A 19619-nucleotide genomic window follows, 5' to 3' on the forward strand; every position below is an offset into this window, starting at 1 on the left:
TACGATGCGGGAACGGAGCGATGAACGGCAGAAAGCGCTTCGTTGGGCCATCGCAAACGCGGACAATGCCGAAGCGATCGGCAAGGATGCGGGCAGGATGATCGGGGGTGGGCAAACGGAATGAACGGGTTCGGATCGCCTCGACCGGGTTGGCGGCATTGATCGATCGCCGGCATATCCTGCGGGTGCTGGCGGGCGGCGCCGTGAGCGCGGGGCTGGGGGCGTGCAGCTTCCCCGCCCCGCGCCCGCCGGTCAACGGTGGACGGCTGCGCGTCGCCACCGCCGCCAGCTCGACCGCCGATACGCTCGATCCTGCCAAACAGTCGGTGGTCACCGATTATTGCCGCGGCAACATGTTCTACAACGGTCTGACCCGCCTTGACGCCGCCTCGAGCCCGCAACTCGAACTGGCCGAGGCGATCGAGACGCGGGACGCGCGCGAATGGACGATCAAGTTGCGCAGCGGCGTCCGCTTCCACGACGGGCAGCCGCTCACCGCCGCCGACGTCGTGTGGTCGCTGCGCCGCCACACCGATCCCGCGACGGCTTCCAAGGTGAAGGTGTTCGCGGATCGCTTCGCCGACATTCGTGCGGTCGGCACCGATACCGTCCGACTGGCGCTGACCGGTGCCAACGCCGATCTGCCCGTGATCCTGGGCATTCCGCAATTCCAGATCCTGCGCGCCCATACCCGGGATTTTACCACTGCCAACGGCACCGGCCCGTTCCGCTGCACCGAATTCCAGCCTGGAATCCGTTCGATCGCGGCCCGCAACGAGGATTATTGGCAGGGCCCGGTGCGGCTCGGCGAGGTCGAACTATTCGCGATCGCGGATGATAGCGCGCGGATCAACGCGCTGCTTTCGGGCGACGTCGACCTGATCAACGCGATCAACCCGCGCATCGTCCGCCAGCTGACCCGCGCGGGCTTCACGGTCATGGAATCGAAGACCGGCGGCTACACCGATCTGGTGATGCGGCTGGATCGGGCACCCGGACGCAACCGCGATTTCGTCGCGGGCATGAAGGCGCTGCTCGATCGCAATACGATGCGCAACGCGATCTTCCGCGGCTATGCGACGATCGCCAACGACCAGCCGATCCCGCCGACCAACCCCTATTTCGCCGCCGACCTGCCGCAACGCGCCTTCGATCCTGAGCGTGCGCGCCACCATTTCGCCAGGGCCGGGCTGCTCGGGGCGACGATCCCGCTGGTCACCTCGACCGCGGCGGAGAAATCCGACGATATGGGCGTGCTGTTGCAGGATGCCGCGCGCCGTGCCGGGTTGCTGCTCGATATCCGTCGCGTGCCCCCGGACGGTTATTGGACGAACAGCTGGATGAAGGTGCCGCTCGGCTTCGGCAACGTGAACGCACGCCCGACCGCCGACATCATCTTCACGCAATTCTTCTCCTCCGACGCACCGTGGAACGAAAGCGGCTGGCACGACCCGCGTTTCGACCGGCTGCTGCTGGAGGCGCGCGGCTCCACCGACGAGGGGTTGCGCAAGCAGATCTACGGCGAGATGCAGCACCGCATCCACGACCGTGCCGGAATTGGCATTCCGCTGTTCCTCAGCCTGCTCGATGCCTACAGCCCGCGGGTCAAGGGGCTCCGGCCGATGCCAACCGGCGGGCTGATGGGGTTCGACTTCGCTGCGCACGTCTGGCTGGACGACGCGGCATGACGGCGTCGCCGCTTGTCCGCCTGATCGCGCGACGCGTCCTCGTCGCGCTTGGTACGTTGTTGCTGGTATCGCTGGCGGTATTCGCAACCTCGCTGTTGATCGAGGGCGACGTGGCGGAGGCGATCCTCGGGCAGAGTGCGACGCCGCAGGCGCTGGCGGGGTTGCGCGCCGCGATGCACCTCGATCAGCCCGCCTGGGCGCGCTATCTGGCATGGCTTGGCGGGATGATGCGCGGCGATCCGGGGCATTCGCTGATAACCGGTACGCCGGTCGCGGCATTGATCGGCGCGCGGCTCGGCAACTCGCTGGCGCTTGCGGGAATCACCGCGCTGATTTCAGTGCCGGTCGCGCTGACGCTCGGTATCGTCGCTGCGGTGACGCGCGGCACGATGTTCGATCGGGCGATCGGCCTGATCACGATTGCGGTGGTGTCGGTGCCGGAATTCCTGATCGCGACGCTGGCAGTCATGTTGTTCGCGGTGACGCTTCACTGGGCGCCAGCCCTGTCGTCGATGCGTGACGTCGAGTCGCCGCTGGCGCTCGCGCGCATGTACGCGCTGCCCGTGTTCAGCCTGGCGTGCGTCGTGGTCGCGCAGATGCTGCGCATGACCCGCGCCGCGGTGATCGACGTGCTCGACAGCAGCTATGCCGAGGCGGCGCGGCTGAAGGGCGTGTCGCCTGCCCGACTTGTGCTGCGCCACGCGCTGCCGAACGCGATCGGCCCCATTGCCAATGCGGTCGCGCTCAGCCTGTCGACGCTGCTGGGCGGCGTGATCGTGGTCGAGATCATCTTCAACTATCCCGGTGTCGCCCGGCTGATGGTCGATGCGGTCGCGACGCGCGACATTCCGTTGGTGCTGGGCGTCGCGATGATCTTTTCCGCCTCCTATTTGCTACTGGTGACCACCGCAGACGTGGTGGCGATCGTCTCCAACCCGCGGTTGCGCCACCGATGAGCATATCCCTAGCACCCCGCCGGCCGCGGCGCTTCGCGATCAGCGGCATCGTCGGGGCGGTGCTGGTCCTCTCCTGGATCGGCGTGGCGGCGGTTGGTCCGCTGTTCGCGCCGCACGACGTCGGCGCAGTCGTCGACCTCGATGTCTTCTCACCCGCCAGCCGCGCCTTTCCGCTCGGCACCGATTATCTCGGGCGCGACATGCTCAGCCGCGTGCTGTCTGCCGCGCGCTACACCGTCGCGATCGCGTTCGTCGCGACGACGCTCGCTGCGGGGGCGGGGGTGCTGCTCGGCCTCGCCGCGGCGGCGGGCGGCTGGCTCGACCTGCTGCTAAGCCGCATTTTCGATACGATCATCGCGATCCCCAGCCTGATGCTCGGGCTGGTGGTGATCGCATCGCTGGGAGCGTCGATCCCGGTGCTGATTGGCACGCTGGCGCTGATCTACACGCCCGGCGCGTTTCGGACCGCGCGGGCGCTGGCGCTCAACGTCAACGCGCTCGACTTCGTCACCGTGGCGCGCGCGCGGGGCGAGCGGCTGCCGTATATCGTGGTGCGCGAGATCCTGCCCAACGTCCGCGGGCCGTTGCTGGCCGATTTCGGGTTGCGCTTCGTGTTCGTTGTGCTGCTGCTCAGCGGGCTCAGCTTCCTGGGGCTCGGCGTGCAGCCGCCTAACGCCGACCTCGGCGCGCTGGTGCGCGAGAATATCGCCGGGCTGGGCTTCGGCGCCTGGGCGGTCTTCTTCCCCGCGCTGGCGATCGCCTCGCTGACGATCGGAGTGAATCTGGTGATCGACGCACTGCCCAAGCGGGGCCGCGCATGACCGCGCTGGTCAGGATCGACGGGCTCCGCATCGTCGCGCGCGGCGAGGACGGCGCGGAGTTTCCGATCGTTCACGACGTGTCGCTGTCCGTTGACAAGGGCGAGGTGCTGGCGCTGATCGGCGAGTCGGGATCGGGCAAGACCACGATCGCGCTGGCGATGCTTGGTTATGCCCGCGCCGGCTGCCGGATCGCCGCCGGTGCAATCACCGTCGCCGGGCAGCGGCTCGACGGGCTCGGCGAGCCCGCCCTTCGCGCGCTGCGCGGACGCACCGTCGCCTATGTCGCGCAGAGTGCGGCCGCGGCCTTCAACCCCGCCTTGCCGATCATGGCGCAGGTGATCGAACCGGCGTTGATCCACGGCATCATGACCCGTCCCGCCGCCGAGGCGAAGGCGCGCGCGCTGTTCGCCAAACTGGCGCTCCCCGATCCCGAACACGTCGGCGACCGCTACCCGCATCAGGTGTCGGGCGGGCAGCTGCAACGCCTTATGGCGGCGATGGCGCTGATGACCGATCCCGCTCTGGTGATCTTCGACGAGCCGACCACCGCGCTCGACGTCACGACGCAGATCGAGGTGCTTATGGCCTTCAAGGCGGCGGTGCGCGATCTGGGCACCACCGCGGTCTATGTCAGCCACGATTTGCCTGTCGTCGCGCAGATCGCCGACCGGATCGTCGTGCTGCGCAACGGCGCGGTGCAGGAGGAGGGGACGACGGCTGCGATCCTCCACGCGCCGACGCATGATTATAGCCAAGCGCTCGTCGCGGCTGCGGCACCGCGCGCCCCCGCGCCGCCCGTCGACCTGCCGCCGCTCGATGTCGGCGAGCCGCCGCTGCTCGAATTGCGGCAGGTGGTGGCCGGCTATGGTCGCGTCGACGGTGATGGTCTGCCGGCGACGCGGATTGTTGACGGGATCGATCTGAAGATCCTGCGCGGGCAGGTCGTCGGGGTGATTGGCGAATCCGGGTGTGGCAAGAGCACGCTGGCGCGGGTCGTCGCCGGGCTTCATCCGCCCGCCTCGGGCTACGTCAATCTGTGCGGCGTGCCGCTGTCGGGCGCGGTCGCGACGCGGACGCGCGATCAACTCCGGCGGATCCAGCTGGTGTTCCAAAGTGCTGACACCGCACTCAATCCCGCCAACTCGGTGGGACAGGCGCTCGGGCGTCCGCTCACCTTTTTCCACGGGTTACGGGGGCGTGCGGTGAGGGCAGAGGTGGCGCGGCTGCTCGATTTGGTGCGACTGCCGGCGGCGCTCGCCGAGCGGCTGCCGGGCGAATTGTCGGGCGGTCAGAAACAGCGGGTCAATCTGGCGCGTGCGCTTGCGGCGCGGCCGGAACTGCTGTTGTGCGACGAGGTGACGTCGGCGCTCGATCCGGTCGTCGCCGAGCAGGTGCTGGACCTGTTGATCGAGCTGCGGCGTGAACTGGGGCTCGCCTATATGTTCATCACGCACGACCTGAACATCGTGCGGGCGATCGCCGACGAGGTTATCGTGTTGAAAGGCGGGCAGATCGTCGAGCAGGCACCCGGCGCCGCACTGTCGGCACCACCGCATCATCCCTATACCGAGTTGCTGATGGCGTCGGTGCCGGCGTTGCGGTGTGGCTGGTTGGAGGATGCGGCGGCGGTGATCGGGACACGCGCCGCACGCGGGTGATCAGGTGGGGCGGTAGATCGCGTAGACTTTCTTGACGAACGTCTTGCTTTCCCACGAACATTCGGCGCCCTGTTCGACGAGGAAGATGTCGCCGGCGGTGAAGGTCGCGGTGCGGCCGGCTTCGTCGACGAAGGTCACCGCGCCGTCCAGCAGGTGCATCAATTCATAGTGCCGGTAGCGCATGGGTAGTCGAAAATACGGGGTCGAATCCCACGTTCCGCACAGGAATTCACCGGTTGCGGAGCGGTAATCGGTGTGATTTCGGCACGCCGGTGTCGCACCGACCAGCAATTCGGCGAGCGGTGCGCCCGATGGCTCCAGCGGTGCGTCATGGTCGATCGGCACCGGCCGATCCGCACCCGGCGGCCCGCTGGTGCAGCGCATCGCGATGATCAGGGTGCCAGGCTCGGCCTGCCAGTCGAGCGCGATGCCGGCGGGCAGGACGATGGAGCGGGTCGGCTCCAGCACTTCGCCATTGATCGTGAGCGTGCCTGCCAGCACGATCACGAACTGATCGGCGGGCATGGCGGCGACGTGCCCGCCACCGGAGAGGCGCGCGGCGGCGATCGACACCGGCCCGTCGGGCAGCGGAAGCGCAGTGCCGCCAAGCAGGTCGCCGCCCTCCGCGGCCTGCGCGGCGAACGCGCGCAGGTCGACGAACGAGCGGACGCTCACAGCCCCAGCAATCCCGGCAGGCCGCCGATGTTGGGAATTTCATGACAGCCGTAATAGGGATTGGCCGGCTCGTGCCCGCGATTGACGAACGCCTTGTCGACGATGCCCAGATCGTGCGCGGTCATCAGATCGTAGCGGAAGCTGGAGGAGACGTGCAGCACATCCTCAGGCCCGCAACCCAGCCGGTCGAACATATATTCGAACGCCTGCATCCGCGGCTTGTACGCCTGCGCTTCCTCGGCGGTGTAGACCGCGTGGAACGGCGCTTCCAGCTTGGCGACGTTGTGCGGGATCACGTCGACCATCGCATTCGACAGGATCACGAGCGGGAATTCGGCCGCGACGCGCTTCAGCGGCTCGACAACGTCAGGGTGCGGCCCCCAGGTCGGCACCGCCGCGTAGACCGTCTCGGTATCGCTGTCGCGATAGGGGACCTTCCACTTCGCGCAGGTGCGACGCAACGAGCCCTCGACCACGTCGCGGTAGGGCTTCCACGCGCCCAGCACTTCGTCGAGGCGATAGGCGGAGAAGTCGGCGCAAAAGGCATCCATATCCGCTTCCGCAACGCGATCGGCATAGAGCTGGCGCGCGACGGGAGCCATTTCGAAATAGATCAGCGTGCCGTAGCAGTCGAAGGTGATGTATTTGGGTTTCAGCGCCATGATCGTGCGATCCTCTTACTCGGGTTTGGGCCGGAAAAGCCGGGCGTAAAAGCCGGCGGTGTTCACTGTCAGCGTGACGGGCGCCTCGCCCTGATTACGCCAGTACCAGCCGTGGATGCCCGCGAACGGCGCGGTGAAGCTGCCCTGCGCGGCGGACAGCCCCTTCTGCTTCCAATAGGTCGAAAAGCTGGTCGCGGTCATCGACGTCTCGCCGTGCATGTCCATCTTGACCGGGCCGCTGGCGGTCCAGCGGAAGATGAACGCGTCGCCGGCCTTCATCTCGGCCTTCAACTCGACGCCGTCATGCGCGGGGATCGTCACCGTCTGCGTATCGGTACGCCACGGCGTCGTCTTGACGATCGTCGCCTGCGTCTGGTCCGGCACGGCGGCGGCGGTAGTCGCCGCTGCGGGGGCGGGGGTGTCGGCAGCGTCCTCCACCTCGCCGTTCAGCGCGGTCAGGCCCAGCGCACCCCCGATGCCGGTCGGGTCGATGCCATATTCGGCGGGCAGCACGAACAGCATCAGTACCGCGCCGGCGCCCGCCAGCGCGGCGAGCGACGCACGCGCGAGCGTGGCGTTGCCGGTGCGAAAGGGGACGGGGGTGGTGGTAATGGTGGTGGGGGCGGTCATGCCGAACGCTCCATCGCAAAGCCGGTCATCTGATAGCCGACGAGGACGAAACCGGCCCCCATCAGCAGCGCATTGGCGATCACCACGCTGCGCGCGAAGTTGCGGGTGCGCCGCCACAGCGTCATCGCCATCAAAATCGCGCACAGGGCCATGAACTGGCCGATCTCGACCCCGACGTTGAAGCTGACGAGATTGGCGAACAGCCCATCACGCGACACCACCAGCTCCTGTAACTTGGTCGCCAGGCCGAAGCCGTGGAAGAAGCCGAAGATCAGCACCGCCGCCTTCGGGTTGGGCTCGAACCCCAGGACCGTCCGGAACGCGCCGAGATTGTCGAGCGCCTTGTAGACGACCGACAGGCCGATGATTGCGTCGATCACGAACGGATCGGCGTGGACATTGGCCATCACGCCCAGGATCAGCGTGGTGCTGTGTCCGATCGCGAACAGCGTCACGTAGCGCCCGACATCCTTCAACCGGTACAGAAAGAAGATCACGCCGAACAGGAACAGCAGGTGATCGTAACCGGTCACCATATGCTTGGCGCCGAGATAGACATACGGGCCGACATGCACGCCCGGATTGGCCTGAATATAGGCCTTGTCGCTTTCCGCGACGCCGTGGGCGAGCGCCGGGTGCGCGACGACCAGCAGCGCCGCCGCCACACCGGCCCGCCACAGCGCGGTGCCGACGCGCGTCACTTGACGACGAACGTCGTGCCGAGCCGCGCCTGCGTCGCCTTCTCGACCACCTGCACCGCGACCTTCGCACCCGCCGGCAGCTTCAGCCCGGCAGCGTCGAAGCGGTTGCCCGGCCCCGGCGTCAGCGCGACGTTGCGCGTCTGGCCACCGGCGGTGACCGCCAGCTTGCCGGTCGCTGCGGCGGAGGCGAGCGGCTCGTCATCGTCGGTGACGTAGATCGCCACGCCGCGCGGCGCGCGGACCAGCTCGAACAAGGTCTCGCCGCTCATCTGCACGACGCCGCCATGCTGCGGCGCCATGTTGCCATGCGCGAACGAGGGCGCGGCGGTGCCGAGCGCGACCCCGGCGAGTAGCATCACGAAGGTCTTCATGGACGTTCCTCCAAGATCATTCGGGGGCGTGCGCCAGCGTGAACGCCAGCGTCGCGGTGTGTTCGATGCGATCGTACTTCGTCGGATTGTCGGTCGGCCCGTTGTAGACGGCGCGGATGACGTTCAGACCCTGATTGCGGACCGGCATCGTCACGCGGCCGTCGGCGCCGGTCGCGATCTCCTTCGCATCGGGATCGTTGACCATGTCCGCGATCACGCGCGCGCCCTGCACCGGCTTGCCGTTGAACAACACGACATAGGTCATCGGCGTGCCGAGCGTCGCGGGCAGCGCGCCCGCGGGTACGACCTGAAGGATCTGCGTCGGCAGCGCCGGGATCGGCCTGTCGAGCGGCCCCTGGATCGAGACGGCGTATTTGACGGTCTTCTCGGAGAGCGTCGCGTCGGGCATCTCGTCGCGGCCCTTCTTCTCGAACTCCCCCGCGCCCTTGCGCGACCAGGTGCCGTTCTGGAGCACCGCGACCAGCAGCGTCGGCTGTTCCTCGGCATCGACCATCACCACCGGCCCGGCGGTGCGCAGCGTCGCGACAACCGGCTTGTAGCTGGCATCGAACGCGCCGACGCTTTCGACCAGCGGCAGGCGCTTGACCATGTCGAGATCGTCGGCGCCGATCCCGTAGATCATCGCCACCTGCCGCGCGCGCTGCGCGAACCAGATGCCGTGCGCCGCCGCGGGCGGGGCGGCAATCGCGACGAGCAGCGCTGCGGTGGCAAGTCGTCTCAGGTGTCGCATGGCGATCCTCCGGCAGTTGGCAGAGCGCCAGCTTAGGAGGATCGGTCAGTGCGATTGTCTCTTTTGCCGGTATCGGCGCGCACGATCGTGGGGCGGCCGCGCGATCCGCGGCACAATCGACCGCGGCACGATGGCGCGCCGCGCGTCAGAACCAGCCGCGTACCCCCAGCGCCAGTGCGATGCCGCCGGTGCGTTCGCCATCGCTTCGCGCATAGCGCGCGGTCGCGCCATAGCGGCGTTCCCAAGAGACGCCGACATAGGGCGCGAATTCGCGACGCAGCTCATAGCGCAGGCGAATGCCGAACTCCGCCGACGACAGGCCCGCGCCGATGCGGCTGTCGGGCATGTCCTGCGCGGCGAGGTTCAGCTCGACGCGGGGTTGCAGGATCGCGCGCTGCGTAATCCGTTGATCGTACCACGCCTCGGCGCGCGCCAGCATGTCGCCCTTGTCGGAGAGGAACAGCGCGCCTTCGACATCGAACCAGTAAGGCGCAAGGCCCTCGACCCCGATCACCGCATAGGTGCGCCGCGCGCCGGCGCCCAGATCCTGCCGCACGCCGGCCTGCAGGTTCCAGTACGGATCAAGCGCGCGGGCGTAGAGCGCCTGCACCTCGGCAGTGTCGACGCGGTCGCCGAAGCCGCCTTCGCCCTCGCTCTTGACCACCAGCCGGTGGATGTCGCCGCCGAACCAGCCCTCGCCATCCCAGCGATAACCGTCGCGACCCGACTGCACCTGCGCCTCGGCGAGATTGAAGATCACCTGGCTGAACCGCATGCCGCCGTGCATGTCGCGCATCGAGCGGTCGGCCTGCGCCATTGCGGCGGGGTCGTAGAAGCGCGCCGCTGCGCGGGTCGTGGGGGCGGCGGGCGGCGGGGCGTCGCCGGGCGGCTGATCGGTGCCGGCGAGGATGGCGGCGTCGGGATCCGCCTTCGTCGCGGGCTTGCAATGGCCCATCGCGGCGTGTTCGGGCGGGCAGGGGTCGGCCGCTTCGGGTGCGGGCGTCGGCGTCGCGGGCTTGCAATGGCCCATCGCGGCGTGTTCGGGCGGGCAGGGGTCGGCCGCTTCGGGTCCGGGCGTCGGCGTCGCGGGCTTGCAATGGCCCATCGCGGCGTGTTCGGGGGAGCAGGCGGCGGCCGGTGCGGTCATGTCCATGCCCGGCATCGACTGCGCGTGCGATGGCGAAGCCGCGCGCCGGGGGGAGCGCTTGTGCGCGGCAGCGGCGGGCTTGGGCCTTGCCGGCATCTGCATCCCCGGCATGTTCGCCATGTCGTGCATCTGCCCGCTCGCGAGCAGCGCCGACAGCGTTATCGCCAGCGCGCTCATGCCGCCGCCTCCGTCGTCTCGTCGGCGCGGACGGTGACGACCTGCATCATCCCGGCGTGCATGTGATAGAGCAAATGGCAATGAAACGCCCAGTCGCCGACCGCATCGGCGGTGAGGTCGAAGGTCGCGGTGCCGCCGGGGGCGACGTTGATCGTGTGCTTGCGCGGGCTGTGGTCACCATGGCCGGTCACCAGCTCGAAGAAATGGCCGTGCAGGTGGATCGGGTGCGCCATCATCGTGTCGTTGACCAATGTCACGCGCACGCGCTCCCCGGCGCGGAACGGGATCGGTGCCTTTACCTCGTTCAGCTTCACGCCGTCGAACGCCCACATATAGCGTTCCATGTTGCCGGTCAGGTGGATGCGCAGCTGACGCGAGGGCGCGCGCAGATCCGGGTTCTTCTCCAGCGCGACCAGGTCGCGATAGACCAGCACGCGGTGCCCGGCGTCGGCCAGCCCCTGCGGCGGCTCGCCGGTGCGGTCCATCGGCATCGGCGCGACCGTCTGCACCGTCGGGGTGCGCGGCAGGCCGGGCGCGTTGGCGAAGTCGCGCATCTTGTGGTCCATCGCCATCGGCGCGGCGGCGCCCGGCTTGCAATGGCCCATCGCGGCATGTTCGGGCGCGCAGGGGGCGGGGGCGGCGGCGTGCTCCATGCCGGCCATGTCGTGCATGCCCGCCATGTCACCCATCCCCATGTCCTTCATCGTCGCCAGCGGGCGACGGCGCAGCGGCGGCACGGCGGCGACCATCCCGACCTGCGGCGCGAGCGTTGCGCGCGCCATGCCCGACCGGTCCCAGCTTTCGGCGACCAGCGTATAGGCGTGCGGCCCGACCGGCTCGACGATCACGTCATAGGTTTCGGCGACCGCGATCTGGAACTCGTCGACCGCGACCGGGCGGACGTTCTGCCCGTCGGCCTGCACGATCGTCATCTTCAGCCCCGGGATGCGCACGTTGAAGATCGTCATCGCCGCGGCGTTGACGAAGCGCAGCCGCACGCGCTCGCCCGGCGCGAACAGCGCGGTCCAGTTGTCGGCGGGCCCGTGGCCGTTGACGAGATAGGTGTAGGTCGAGCCGGTCACGTCGGAGATGTCGGTGGGGTCCATCCGCATCCCGCCCCATGCGGCGCGCTCCTTCGCCGGCTGGTCGCGCCCGGCGAGCAGGCCGGCCAGCGTCTGCTTCTGGTAGTTGAAATAGCCGCCCTGCTGCTTGAGCTTGCGGAAAATCGTGTGCGGATGCAGCGGGCTGTGGTCGGACAGGACGATCACATGCTCGCGATCGGAGGCGACCGGGTCGGCGCTCTCGGGATCGACGACGATCGGGCCGTAATGCCCCATCTGCTCCTGAAGGCCGGAATGGCTGTGATACCAATAGGTCCCGGCCTGCACGACCGGGAACTCGTAGGTAAAGGTGGATCGCGCCGCGATGCCGGGGAAGCTGATCCCCGGCACGCCGTCCATCTGGAACGGCACCAGCAGCCCGTGCCAGTGGATCGACGTTTCCTCGTCGAGCGTGTTGTTCACCGTCAGTCGCGCGGTCTGGCCCTGCCGCAGCCTGATCAGCGGGCCGGGAACGGTGCCGTTGACGCCGATCGTGTGGAGCGGCTTTCCGTCGATCATCGTCATTTGATGCGCGACCGTCAGTGCGATGTCGGTGCCCGACACCGTCGGCAGCGGGGTCGCGATGCCGGCGGACACCGGCTGCGCCCAGGCGGGAAACCACGGCAGCGCCGCTACGCCCCCGGCAAGGCCGGCGTCGCGGAGTAATGTGCGTCGGGTAAGGCGGTGCGGGGCGTCGGTCATGCCTTACATACGCATGCTTCGCGTGCTCCCCTCACGATGTGGCGCTTTGTCCCGACAAAGCGGCGCGGGCGCGGCGGATGCGCGTTTCGACCGCCTTGGCGGTGATCCCCAGTGCCTCGCCCGCCTCGACATGGCTCAGCTCGTCGACGGTGCACAGCAGCAACGGCTCGCGCAGGGCGGCGGGCAGTCGACCGATCGCCTCCAGTGCCTGCGCCAGTTCGTCGCGATCGATTGCCTGCGCCTCGGCATCCGCCCCCGGATCCGCGACGCGCTCACCCGCCTCGATCGGCAGCACGCGCGCCAGAAAATGCCGCACGCGTCGCCGTCGCTGCCAGTCGCGACATTTGTTGATCGCGATCCGCGCCAGCCACGCGCGCAGCGAGCGGTCGGGGTCAAAGCGCGCCAGCGCGCCATGCGCCGCCACAAACGTTTCCTGCAACAGATCGAGCGCGTCGTCGGCATCGCGGGTCTGCGCGACGATCAGGCGGTACAGCGGTTGCTTGTGGCGCGCCATCAAGGTGGCGAACGCCGAGCGCCGCCCGGCGCGGTGCAGCGCCACCAGCCCGGCATCGTCCAGCGCGTCGAGTCCGGCGTTCACGAAGCGGGAGTCAGCGCCCGCACCACGATCCGGTCAAACGCCGCGGTCTGATCGGGCCGCAGCAGTCGCCGCATCGCGAAGACATGCTCCAGCGTGGCCTTCTGCAGCGCCCCCATCGTGCGATGCGACTGGTCTACTGCCGCGGCGACCGCGGGCCCGTCGGCGTGCTCGCGCTCGATCGCCGCAGCCAGCCGCGCATTATCGGCGCGCATCTGCGCCTCCAGTGCACGGCGCCGCACCGCGAAGCGCGCTTCCAGCACGTCGAGCGCGGCTTCCTGCTGCCGATCGAGTGACACCTCGTCGTGCAGCAGCGCATGGACCTCGGTGCCGTGAGGCATGCGCGTCGCCATGAGCCGGCAGCCGATCCATACCCCGGCCAGGGCCGCGAGGAAGGCCAGCACCATCGTCAGTGCGAGGCGCCGCACGCCTGCGCTCATCGGCCGAGCAGCAGGGTGGAGGGAGCCAGCGCGGCGTCGACGCCGAGTGGACCGGCGGCAAGCGAGGGCTGTGCCAGCATCGTACCGCCCGCCAGCCCGATCGCCAGCGCCACCGCGACCGAGCACATGCCTGCCGCGCGACCTGCGCCGCGTTGACGCGCCTGTTCATCCAGCGCGGCGAACACCTCGCCCTCGATCGCGTCGAGGGCCGGCGGTCCGCGCAGCGCGGTCAGGTGCGCCAGTCCCTGTTCAACGGGGTCGTGCATCGCTTTCTCCATCCTCATATTTCCATACGCAGGCGGGCGAGCAACCCCGCAGTTTTTTTGCAGGGCAGATGAGGGGCAGGGCGCGCTGCCGCGTAACGACAGCATCATTCCCCTCCGGAGGTCTTCTTCATGTTCCGCATCGTCTGTGCCGCTGCCGCCCTGCTGCTTGCGCCCTCCGCATGGGCGCATCCGAAACTCGTCGCCGCCACGCCCGCCGCCGATGCGGCGGTCGCCACGCCGTCGCGCATCGCATTGCGCTTCAGCGAGAAGCTGATGCCGAAGCTGTCGGACGTGACGCTGTTGATGACCGGGATGGCCGGCATGAAGCACGCGCCCATGCCCGTCGGCAGCACCACGGCGGCGGTGGGCGACACGCTTACCGTCATTCCCGCCAAGCCTCTGACTGCCGGCAGCTATCGCGTGGAGTGGCACGTCGTTTCCGCCGACACGCATCGCATTGCGGGCAGCTACGCCTTCTCCGTCCGCTGACCCGTGAGCGGCTTGGCCGTCGTCGCGGCACGCGTCGCCGTCTACGTGACCTTGGCAGCCGCGTTCGGGATACCGCTGCAGGCATTGATGGACGGGTGGAGAATTCGACGCTGGTGGTTGATGGCGAGCGTCGGCGCCGCGTTGATCTCCTCGGTCGCCGCGCTTCTGGTGCTGACCGCGTCGATGGCCGGAACGGCGATCCTGCCCGTCGATGGTGAGATGCTGCGGATGGTACTTGCCGAAACCCCGGTCGGTGTGGCCTTCTCGGTGCGCTTCGCTGCGCTGTTCGTGGCAATGTTCGGTAGTTGGCGGGGTGGTCGTGGAGGGACGATCATCGTGTGCGCGAGCAGCGCCGTCGCCCTGGCGACCGTCGCCTGGACCGGCCACGGCGCGATGCAGGACGGACCCGCCGGTCGCGTCCATCTCACCGCCGACATCGTGCATGCGCTGGCGGGCACGGCATGGATCGGCGCGATCGTCACCCTCTCGCTGCGGCTGTTCGTGGCGCATCGAGATGTAACCGCCCTGCGCGACGCCGTCGCAGCCCTTCATCGTTTCGCCCTGGCGGGTTCGGTGCTGGCGGCGACGGTGGTCGTCACAGGGGTCATCAACGGCTGGATGATCGTCGGCACGGACGCTTTGGCGGTACTTCGATCAACGCTGTACGGCCAGCTATTGACCGCGAAACTGGCCCTGTTCGCCATGATGCTCACCTTGGCGGCACGGCATCGCTGGATATTGATCCCCCGGCTGCGTGACGCCGTGAATCTAGGCGAACGTGGCGATGGATCCCGCTCTTTGCTTTACAGCCTAGAACTTGAACTCCTCTGTGGCCTTTCGATCCTCGTCATCGTCGCCTGGCTCGGAACTTTGTCTCCGACCGGGTAGGTTGAGGCACAGCGTCTCCGCGACGATATCACCCTGTCGGGTCGGATCGTCCCGATCACGGATGCGCAGCATCAGCGTCGCCTGGTCCAAGCATTTCCGAGCCAGGCCAAAGCGCCCTCAGCGCATATAGCGGACGATGCAGGTGTCATAGGCCGCGATCATCATTCCGCTTCCTGACGCGCCCGAGGCGCAGCTTTGCGCGCCGAAGACGGGCTTCGGACCCGTCCACCCCGCTGGCGCCGCGTTGCGGGACGTCGCCCCGGTATTGGCGATCACCAGCGCTCCCCGGCCGCTCCCGTCCTCACGCGCGAAGGCGAACAGCTCGGGATCGCTGCTGGTCAACGGAATATAGCTGCCCCCGCGAAAGACCGCGTCGTTCCTGCGAAGGTCAATAAGCGTGCGATACCAGTTGAGCAGCGATGCCGGGTCCCTGCGCTGCGCTTCGGTATTCACCCTGGTATAGCGCGCCTCAACCGGCAGCCACGGCGTGCCGGTCGTGAAGCCGGCGTTCGGCGCGGCGCTCCACTGCATCGGCGTCCGCGCGCGATCACGTTCGTCGGCACGCGGGCGGTTCGGGCCGAGCGGCACCTTCGAGAGCCTCGCCTTGTCCATATCGCTCATCCCGATCTCTTCGCCGAAATAGAGCAGCGCCGTGCCGGGATTGAGCAGGGTGAGCGCCGCGGTCATCTTGCCGATCAGCGCGTCGTGCTGGCCATCGCCGAATTCGCTATACTGGCGCGACTGGTCGTGGTTGCTGAAAAACTCGACCGGGGTAAGCCCGTCGAGCTGCGTTGCGGCCTCGTCATAACGGCGTTTGAAGGTGGCGGCGTCGAGCTTGTCGATGTTGCCGACCAGGAAGTTCATCGGCAGGTGAATTTCGTCCTTGTTCTTCCCGTAGACCGCGCGCAGCTGCTGGATGTTTCGGGTCGAGGACTCACCGAGCAGGACCGGGTTGCCCGGGTAGTCGTCGACGATCTTGCGCATCTCGCGCAGCACCTGGTTCGTGCCGGGAAGCTGCGAATTATATGGTTTCAGCCAGACGGGATCACCGCCCTTCGGATCGGGATCCTGCGGCCATGTCGGGTCCTCGAACAGATAGGGGGTCGCATCCAGCCGGAAGCCCGCCGCGCCGTGATCCAGCCAGAAGCGCACGACGTCGAACATCGCCTTCCTGAGCGCGGAGTTCGACCAGTTAAGGTCTGGCTGCTGCGGCAGGAATATATGATAATACCACTGCTTGCGGGTCTTATCCCAGGTCCACGCAGGGCCGCCGAAGATCGATTGCCAGTTGGTGGGCGGCGTGTCGGGCGTGCCGTCGCGCCATATGTACCAGTCCGCCTTGGGGTTCGCGCGCGAACGACGCGACTCCTTGAACCATGGATGTTCGGCAGAGCTGTGGTTGACGACCAGATCGACCATCACGCGGATGCCCCGCTTATTGGCCGCCGCAACAAGTTGGTCCCAGTCGGCCATCGTGCCATAGCGCGGATCGACGGCGGTATAGTCAGCGACGTCGTAGCCGAAATCGGCGTTCGGCGAGGGGAAGAACGGCGTCACCCAAATCGCGTCGACGCCCAGCGCTTGCAGATAGTCTAGGCGCGACGTGATCCCACGCAGATCCCCGACACCATCGCCGTCCGTATCCTGAAAGCTGCGTGGATAAATTTCATAGATCACGGCATGTTTCCACCATGGAACCGCGTCGGCTTTCGCAGCAGCCAGCGGCTGGGCAGTGGCACCTAAAGGCAACAGTGAAACGCCTGATAGCGCTACCGCAAATAAAGTTCCGGCCAAGCTCTTCCGCATCGCCCGCATCCTCTCTACGCCGTTCCCAGCCGTGCTTCCAAGGTACACAGTAACGGCGAAATTTTTGATTGCAATCGATTGCACTGGCCTTTAGGTAAAGTGCATTGCTTGACGCTACGGCAATAACGCCGGGCGATTACAGGGAGGGGTTCTGCGATGACCACCATACGTCACTTGCTCGCTTGCTCGACCGCAGCTGTCGCGCTGCTCGGCAGCGGTGCCGCGTTCGCGCAGACGACCGTCGTGCCCGATCCCGCCCCCGCCAGCGATCCCACCGTCCCGCCATCGGGTGAAGACGCTTCCACGCCGCAGGACATCGTCGTGACCGGCCTGCGCGCCAGCCTGGAGCGCGCGCAGGCGATCAAGCGGAACAGCACCTCCGTCGTCGAGGCAGTTTCCGCGGAAGACATCGGCAAGCTGCCGCAATCGAGTGTTGCCGATTCGCTGGGCCGTCTCGCCGGTCTGGCGGGCGAGCGTCGTTCCGGGCGCATCAGCGGCATCTCGGTGCGCGGCTTCCGCGAAGATTTCGTGGGCACGACGCTGAACGGGCGCGAATTGATCGGCATCGGTGACAATCGCGGCGTCGAATACGACCTCTATCCGGCGGAAATCGTCGGCAGTGCGGTCGTGTACAAGACGCCCGATGCCGGGCTGACCGCGATGGGTGTCGGCGGCACGGTCGACATCCGCACTGTCCGTCCGCTCGAGCGCAAGCGCGCGCTGATCGTCAACGGCAGCATCGAGCAGAACGGCCAATCGTCGAGCAATCCGGATTTCAGCAATCGCGGCTATCGCGCCGCGATCTCGTTCAGCGACAAGTTCGCCAACGATACGATCGGCATCGCCCTGACGGCGGCGACCACGTCGTCGCCGGTACAGGACCGGTTCTCCAGCGTCTGGGGCTATGACGACGGGGCGGTCACCTCCGGCCCGAACGCGGGCAAGCAGGTCGTGTCGGGGCACGAGACGGCGGCGCGTTCGCGCGTGCTGAAGCGCGATACGCTGGCCGGCGTGTTGCAGTGGCGCCCCAGTGACAAGTTCACCGCGACCGTCGACGGGCTTTACATCGACTTCTCTGACAAGGGCATCTCGCGCGGGTTCATTGAGCAATTGCCGGTCGCCGCGGACGGCAGCGGTATTCTCGGGTCGGACGGCGATCTCGTCACCTCGGCGCGTACCTCGGGCTACAAGTCGGTGCTGCGCAGCGATCCGCTCGACAAGCAGGGCAAGCTGTTCGTCGTCGGTGGCAATTTCGACTATGCCGCGACCTCGAACCTCGACCTGACGCTCGACCTGTCGCATTCGGAAAGCAGCAAGAACGACACGCGCGGCGAAAGTTATTCGGGCCTCGGTCGCGCCGGTCTGGCGTCGCAGGGTCCGGACACGATCCGGGAGTGGAACTATACCGATCGCGGGCTGATGTTCTCGAACAACAGCCAATCGTTCGACAATTATGCGGCCGTGAAGCTGGCCGGTCCGCAGGCGTGGGGCGGCAGCCTGGCGCCGATCACTGAGCTGAACACCGCGGCGGCGCGGGCCGCCGGTATCGGCTTCGCGCAGGCGCAGGACGGCTTCGTCAACTCGGCATTGTTTGACGAATTCCTCAACGCGGCGCGATTGCAGGCGAATTATCGCTTCGACGACAGCGTGCTGAAGTCGATCACCATTGCGCTGCGCTATTCGGATCACAAGAAGGCGAAGACGAATCAGGGCTTCTTCCTGACCGCAGAGACCTATCCATCGGACGGTCCGATTCCTGAAAGCGCTCGCCGCGGCGTGGCGGATCTCGGCTGGGCGGGGCTCGGCAATGTCGTCGCCTATGACGCGCTGGGTCTGATCAACAGCGACTTCTATCGCCGCTGGGATGCGGGCGCGCTGGAGCCGGATCGTCTGGGTGACACCTATACGATCCGCGAGAAGGTGTGGCAGCCGTCGATCAAGGCCGATTTCGAGGTGACGACCGACGCCGTGCGCATGTTCGGTAACGTCGGCGTGCAGGCGCTGATCACCGATCAGCGCGGCACGGGTTTCACCTCGCTGGTCGGGTCGAACCTGCGGGTGCAGGCCACGCCGATCAGCGACGGCGCGAAATATACGCGCTTTCTGCCAAGCATGAACCTGAACTTCGATCTCGGGAATGGCCATACGGTCCGCTTCGCCGCATCGAAGGTGGTCAGCCGCCCGCGCATCGACTTCCTGAACCCGGGATCGTCGGTGAAATTCCGCAACAACGTGGCGGAGGTGACCAGCACCGATCCCGCCCGCGGTCCGTGGTTGTCGACCGGCGGCAACGCGCGCCTGCGCCCCTATGAGGCCAACCAGCTCGACCTTTCCTACGAATTCTACTTCGCGCCGGACGGTTTCGTCTCGGCGTCGGGCTTCTACAAGAAGCTGCTGAACTGGAACATCCAGAGCACCACGATCCGCGACTATAGCCAGTTCTACATTCCCGGTTATCACCAGGCCGTCGACACCAACAACAATGTCATCGCGCCCGCCACCTTCCTGGGCGTCGATACCACCTATCGCGGCGGCCTGCGCGGCGAGGTGAAGGGCATCGAATTGCAGGGGTCGTTCCCACTGCGGCTGTTGACCGGCGCGCTGGACGGGTTCGGCGTCACCGGCGCGGCAGCGCTGACCGATGGCGGATTGGACGGCGGACTCGACATTCCGGGCCTGTCGGCGCGGGTGTTCCAGGGAACCGCCTATTTCGAAAAATACGGCTTCTCGGCGCGCGTGTCGGCAAACAACCGGTCGAAGTGGGTGTCGGAGGATCGCGGTGGCAGCAACACGCTCGCGCCGCTCAATCGTAGCGCGCAGACGTTGGTCGACGCGCAGATCGGCTATGATTTCGCGGGCACCGACATCAAGTATCTGAAGGGACTTCGCATATCGTTGCAGGCCATGAACCTGACCAACGAGCGTGATACCTATTCGGATTCGGAGACGGGACTGTTCCTGCGCAACGAAACGTTCGGGCGCAACTTCATGCTCAATCTGACCTACGCGATCTTCTGATCGCGCAGGTGTACCTTCCGTGACGTTGCCGGACCGGCGGAAGCCGGGTCGGGGGCGTAGAGCTGTCATCGTTACGCG

The 19619-nt window shown here is 67.1% G+C and carries 19 protein-coding genes; 7 read left to right on the forward strand and 12 right to left on the reverse strand.

Features of this window, described 5'->3' with window-relative positions:
* The first annotated feature begins 107 nt into the window (after positions 1 to 107).
* Genes ACI2JO_RS12295 through ACI2JO_RS12310 form a run of 4 tightly spaced genes read left to right on the forward strand, consistent with a single transcriptional unit; the run spans position 108 to position 5123 of the window.
* A complete protein-coding gene (locus ACI2JO_RS12295; RefSeq protein WP_404720984.1) occupies positions 108 to 1688 on the forward strand; it encodes an ABC transporter substrate-binding protein in 1581 nt (526 codons plus the stop codon).
* Positions 1685 to 2644 carry an ABC transporter permease gene (locus ACI2JO_RS12300; protein WP_404720985.1) on the forward strand — a complete coding sequence of 320 codons (960 nt, stop codon included), beginning with the start codon at positions 1685 to 1687 and terminating at the stop codon, positions 2642 to 2644. The genes ACI2JO_RS12295 and ACI2JO_RS12300 overlap by 4 nt, the downstream gene beginning before the upstream one ends.
* Positions 2641 to 3465 (forward strand): ABC transporter permease, encoded by an 825-nt coding sequence (locus tag ACI2JO_RS12305; RefSeq protein WP_404720986.1) that lies wholly within the window; start codon positions 2641 to 2643, stop codon positions 3463 to 3465. Before ACI2JO_RS12300 ends, ACI2JO_RS12305 begins: the two co-directional genes overlap by 4 nt.
* Positions 3462 to 5123, forward strand: a complete 1662-nt coding sequence (locus tag ACI2JO_RS12310; protein WP_404720987.1) for an ABC transporter ATP-binding protein — start codon at positions 3462 to 3464, stop codon at positions 5121 to 5123. Before ACI2JO_RS12305 ends, ACI2JO_RS12310 begins: the two co-directional genes overlap by 4 nt.
* Here ACI2JO_RS12310 and ACI2JO_RS12315 read toward each other — a convergent pair whose 3' ends face one another.
* The 11 genes from ACI2JO_RS12315 to ACI2JO_RS12365 form a co-directional block, all read right to left on the reverse strand.
* The gene (locus tag ACI2JO_RS12315; protein ID WP_404720988.1) at positions 5124 to 5798 is read right to left on the reverse strand and encodes a cupin domain-containing protein; all 675 of its coding nucleotides are present in this window, start codon (positions 5796 to 5798) and stop codon (positions 5124 to 5126) included.
* On the reverse strand, positions 5795 to 6460 hold the full coding sequence (locus ACI2JO_RS12320; RefSeq protein ID WP_404720989.1) for a haloacid dehalogenase type II: 666 nt from the start codon (positions 6458 to 6460) through the stop codon (positions 5795 to 5797). The genes ACI2JO_RS12315 and ACI2JO_RS12320 overlap by 4 nt, the downstream gene beginning before the upstream one ends.
* Before the next feature lie 15 nt (positions 6461 to 6475).
* Positions 6476 to 7090 (reverse strand): hypothetical protein, encoded by a 615-nt coding sequence (locus tag ACI2JO_RS12325; RefSeq protein WP_404720990.1) that lies wholly within the window; start codon positions 7088 to 7090, stop codon positions 6476 to 6478.
* Positions 7087 to 7791 carry a HupE/UreJ family protein gene (locus ACI2JO_RS12330; RefSeq protein ID WP_404720991.1) on the reverse strand — a complete coding sequence of 235 codons (705 nt, stop codon included), beginning with the start codon at positions 7789 to 7791 and terminating at the stop codon, positions 7087 to 7089. The genes ACI2JO_RS12325 and ACI2JO_RS12330 overlap by 4 nt, the downstream gene beginning before the upstream one ends.
* Positions 7788 to 8162, reverse strand: coding sequence for a hypothetical protein (locus ACI2JO_RS12335; RefSeq protein WP_404720992.1), 375 nt, complete (start codon positions 8160 to 8162; stop codon positions 7788 to 7790). The genes ACI2JO_RS12330 and ACI2JO_RS12335 overlap by 4 nt, the downstream gene beginning before the upstream one ends.
* A 16-nt stretch (positions 8163 to 8178) precedes the next feature.
* A complete protein-coding gene (locus ACI2JO_RS12340; RefSeq protein ID WP_404720993.1) occupies positions 8179 to 8913 on the reverse strand; it encodes a DUF4198 domain-containing protein in 735 nt (244 codons plus the stop codon).
* Between the two features lie 145 nt (positions 8914 to 9058).
* Positions 9059 to 10237, reverse strand: a complete 1179-nt coding sequence (locus ACI2JO_RS12345; RefSeq protein WP_404720994.1) for a copper resistance protein B — start codon at positions 10235 to 10237, stop codon at positions 9059 to 9061.
* Positions 10234 to 12039, reverse strand: coding sequence for a copper resistance system multicopper oxidase (locus ACI2JO_RS12350; protein ID WP_404720995.1), 1806 nt, complete (start codon positions 12037 to 12039; stop codon positions 10234 to 10236). Before ACI2JO_RS12350 ends, ACI2JO_RS12345 begins: the two co-directional genes overlap by 4 nt.
* A 31-nt stretch (positions 12040 to 12070) precedes the next feature.
* Positions 12071 to 12637 (reverse strand): RNA polymerase sigma factor, encoded by a 567-nt coding sequence (locus ACI2JO_RS12355; RefSeq protein WP_404720996.1) that lies wholly within the window; start codon positions 12635 to 12637, stop codon positions 12071 to 12073.
* Complete coding sequence (locus tag ACI2JO_RS12360; protein ID WP_404720997.1) at positions 12634 to 13074, reverse strand: periplasmic heavy metal sensor; 441 nt, start codon at positions 13072 to 13074, stop codon at positions 12634 to 12636. The genes ACI2JO_RS12355 and ACI2JO_RS12360 overlap by 4 nt, the downstream gene beginning before the upstream one ends.
* Complete coding sequence (locus ACI2JO_RS12365; RefSeq protein ID WP_404720998.1) at positions 13071 to 13340, reverse strand: hypothetical protein; 270 nt, start codon at positions 13338 to 13340, stop codon at positions 13071 to 13073. Before ACI2JO_RS12365 ends, ACI2JO_RS12360 begins: the two co-directional genes overlap by 4 nt.
* Positions 13341 to 13469: 129 nt before the next feature.
* Here ACI2JO_RS12365 and copC point away from each other — a divergent pair, with 129 nt between their 5' ends.
* Entirely contained in the window at positions 13470 to 13829 is a 360-nt protein-coding gene (gene copC / locus ACI2JO_RS12370) for a copper homeostasis periplasmic binding protein CopC (protein WP_404720999.1), read from the forward strand.
* A gap of 12 nt (positions 13830 to 13841) precedes the next feature.
* A complete protein-coding gene (gene copD / locus ACI2JO_RS12375; protein WP_404721000.1) occupies positions 13842 to 14717 on the forward strand; it encodes a copper homeostasis membrane protein CopD in 876 nt (291 codons plus the stop codon).
* A gap of 117 nt (positions 14718 to 14834) precedes the next feature.
* On the opposite strand, the gene ACI2JO_RS12380 is transcribed toward copD, so the two are convergent.
* Positions 14835 to 16394, reverse strand: coding sequence for an alpha-glucosidase (locus ACI2JO_RS12380; protein WP_404721001.1), 1560 nt, complete (start codon positions 16392 to 16394; stop codon positions 14835 to 14837).
* Positions 16395 to 16679: 285 nt separating this feature from the next.
* Here ACI2JO_RS12380 and ACI2JO_RS12385 point away from each other — a divergent pair, with 285 nt between their 5' ends.
* Positions 16680 to 19541 carry a TonB-dependent receptor gene (locus tag ACI2JO_RS12385; RefSeq protein ID WP_404721002.1) on the forward strand — a complete coding sequence of 954 codons (2862 nt, stop codon included), beginning with the start codon at positions 16680 to 16682 and terminating at the stop codon, positions 19539 to 19541.
* Positions 19542 to 19619: the final 78 nt, after the last annotated feature.

This window comes from Sphingomonas sp. NPDC079357, from assembly GCF_044901155.1.
Taxonomy (GTDB): domain Bacteria; phylum Pseudomonadota; class Alphaproteobacteria; order Sphingomonadales; family Sphingomonadaceae; genus Sphingomonas.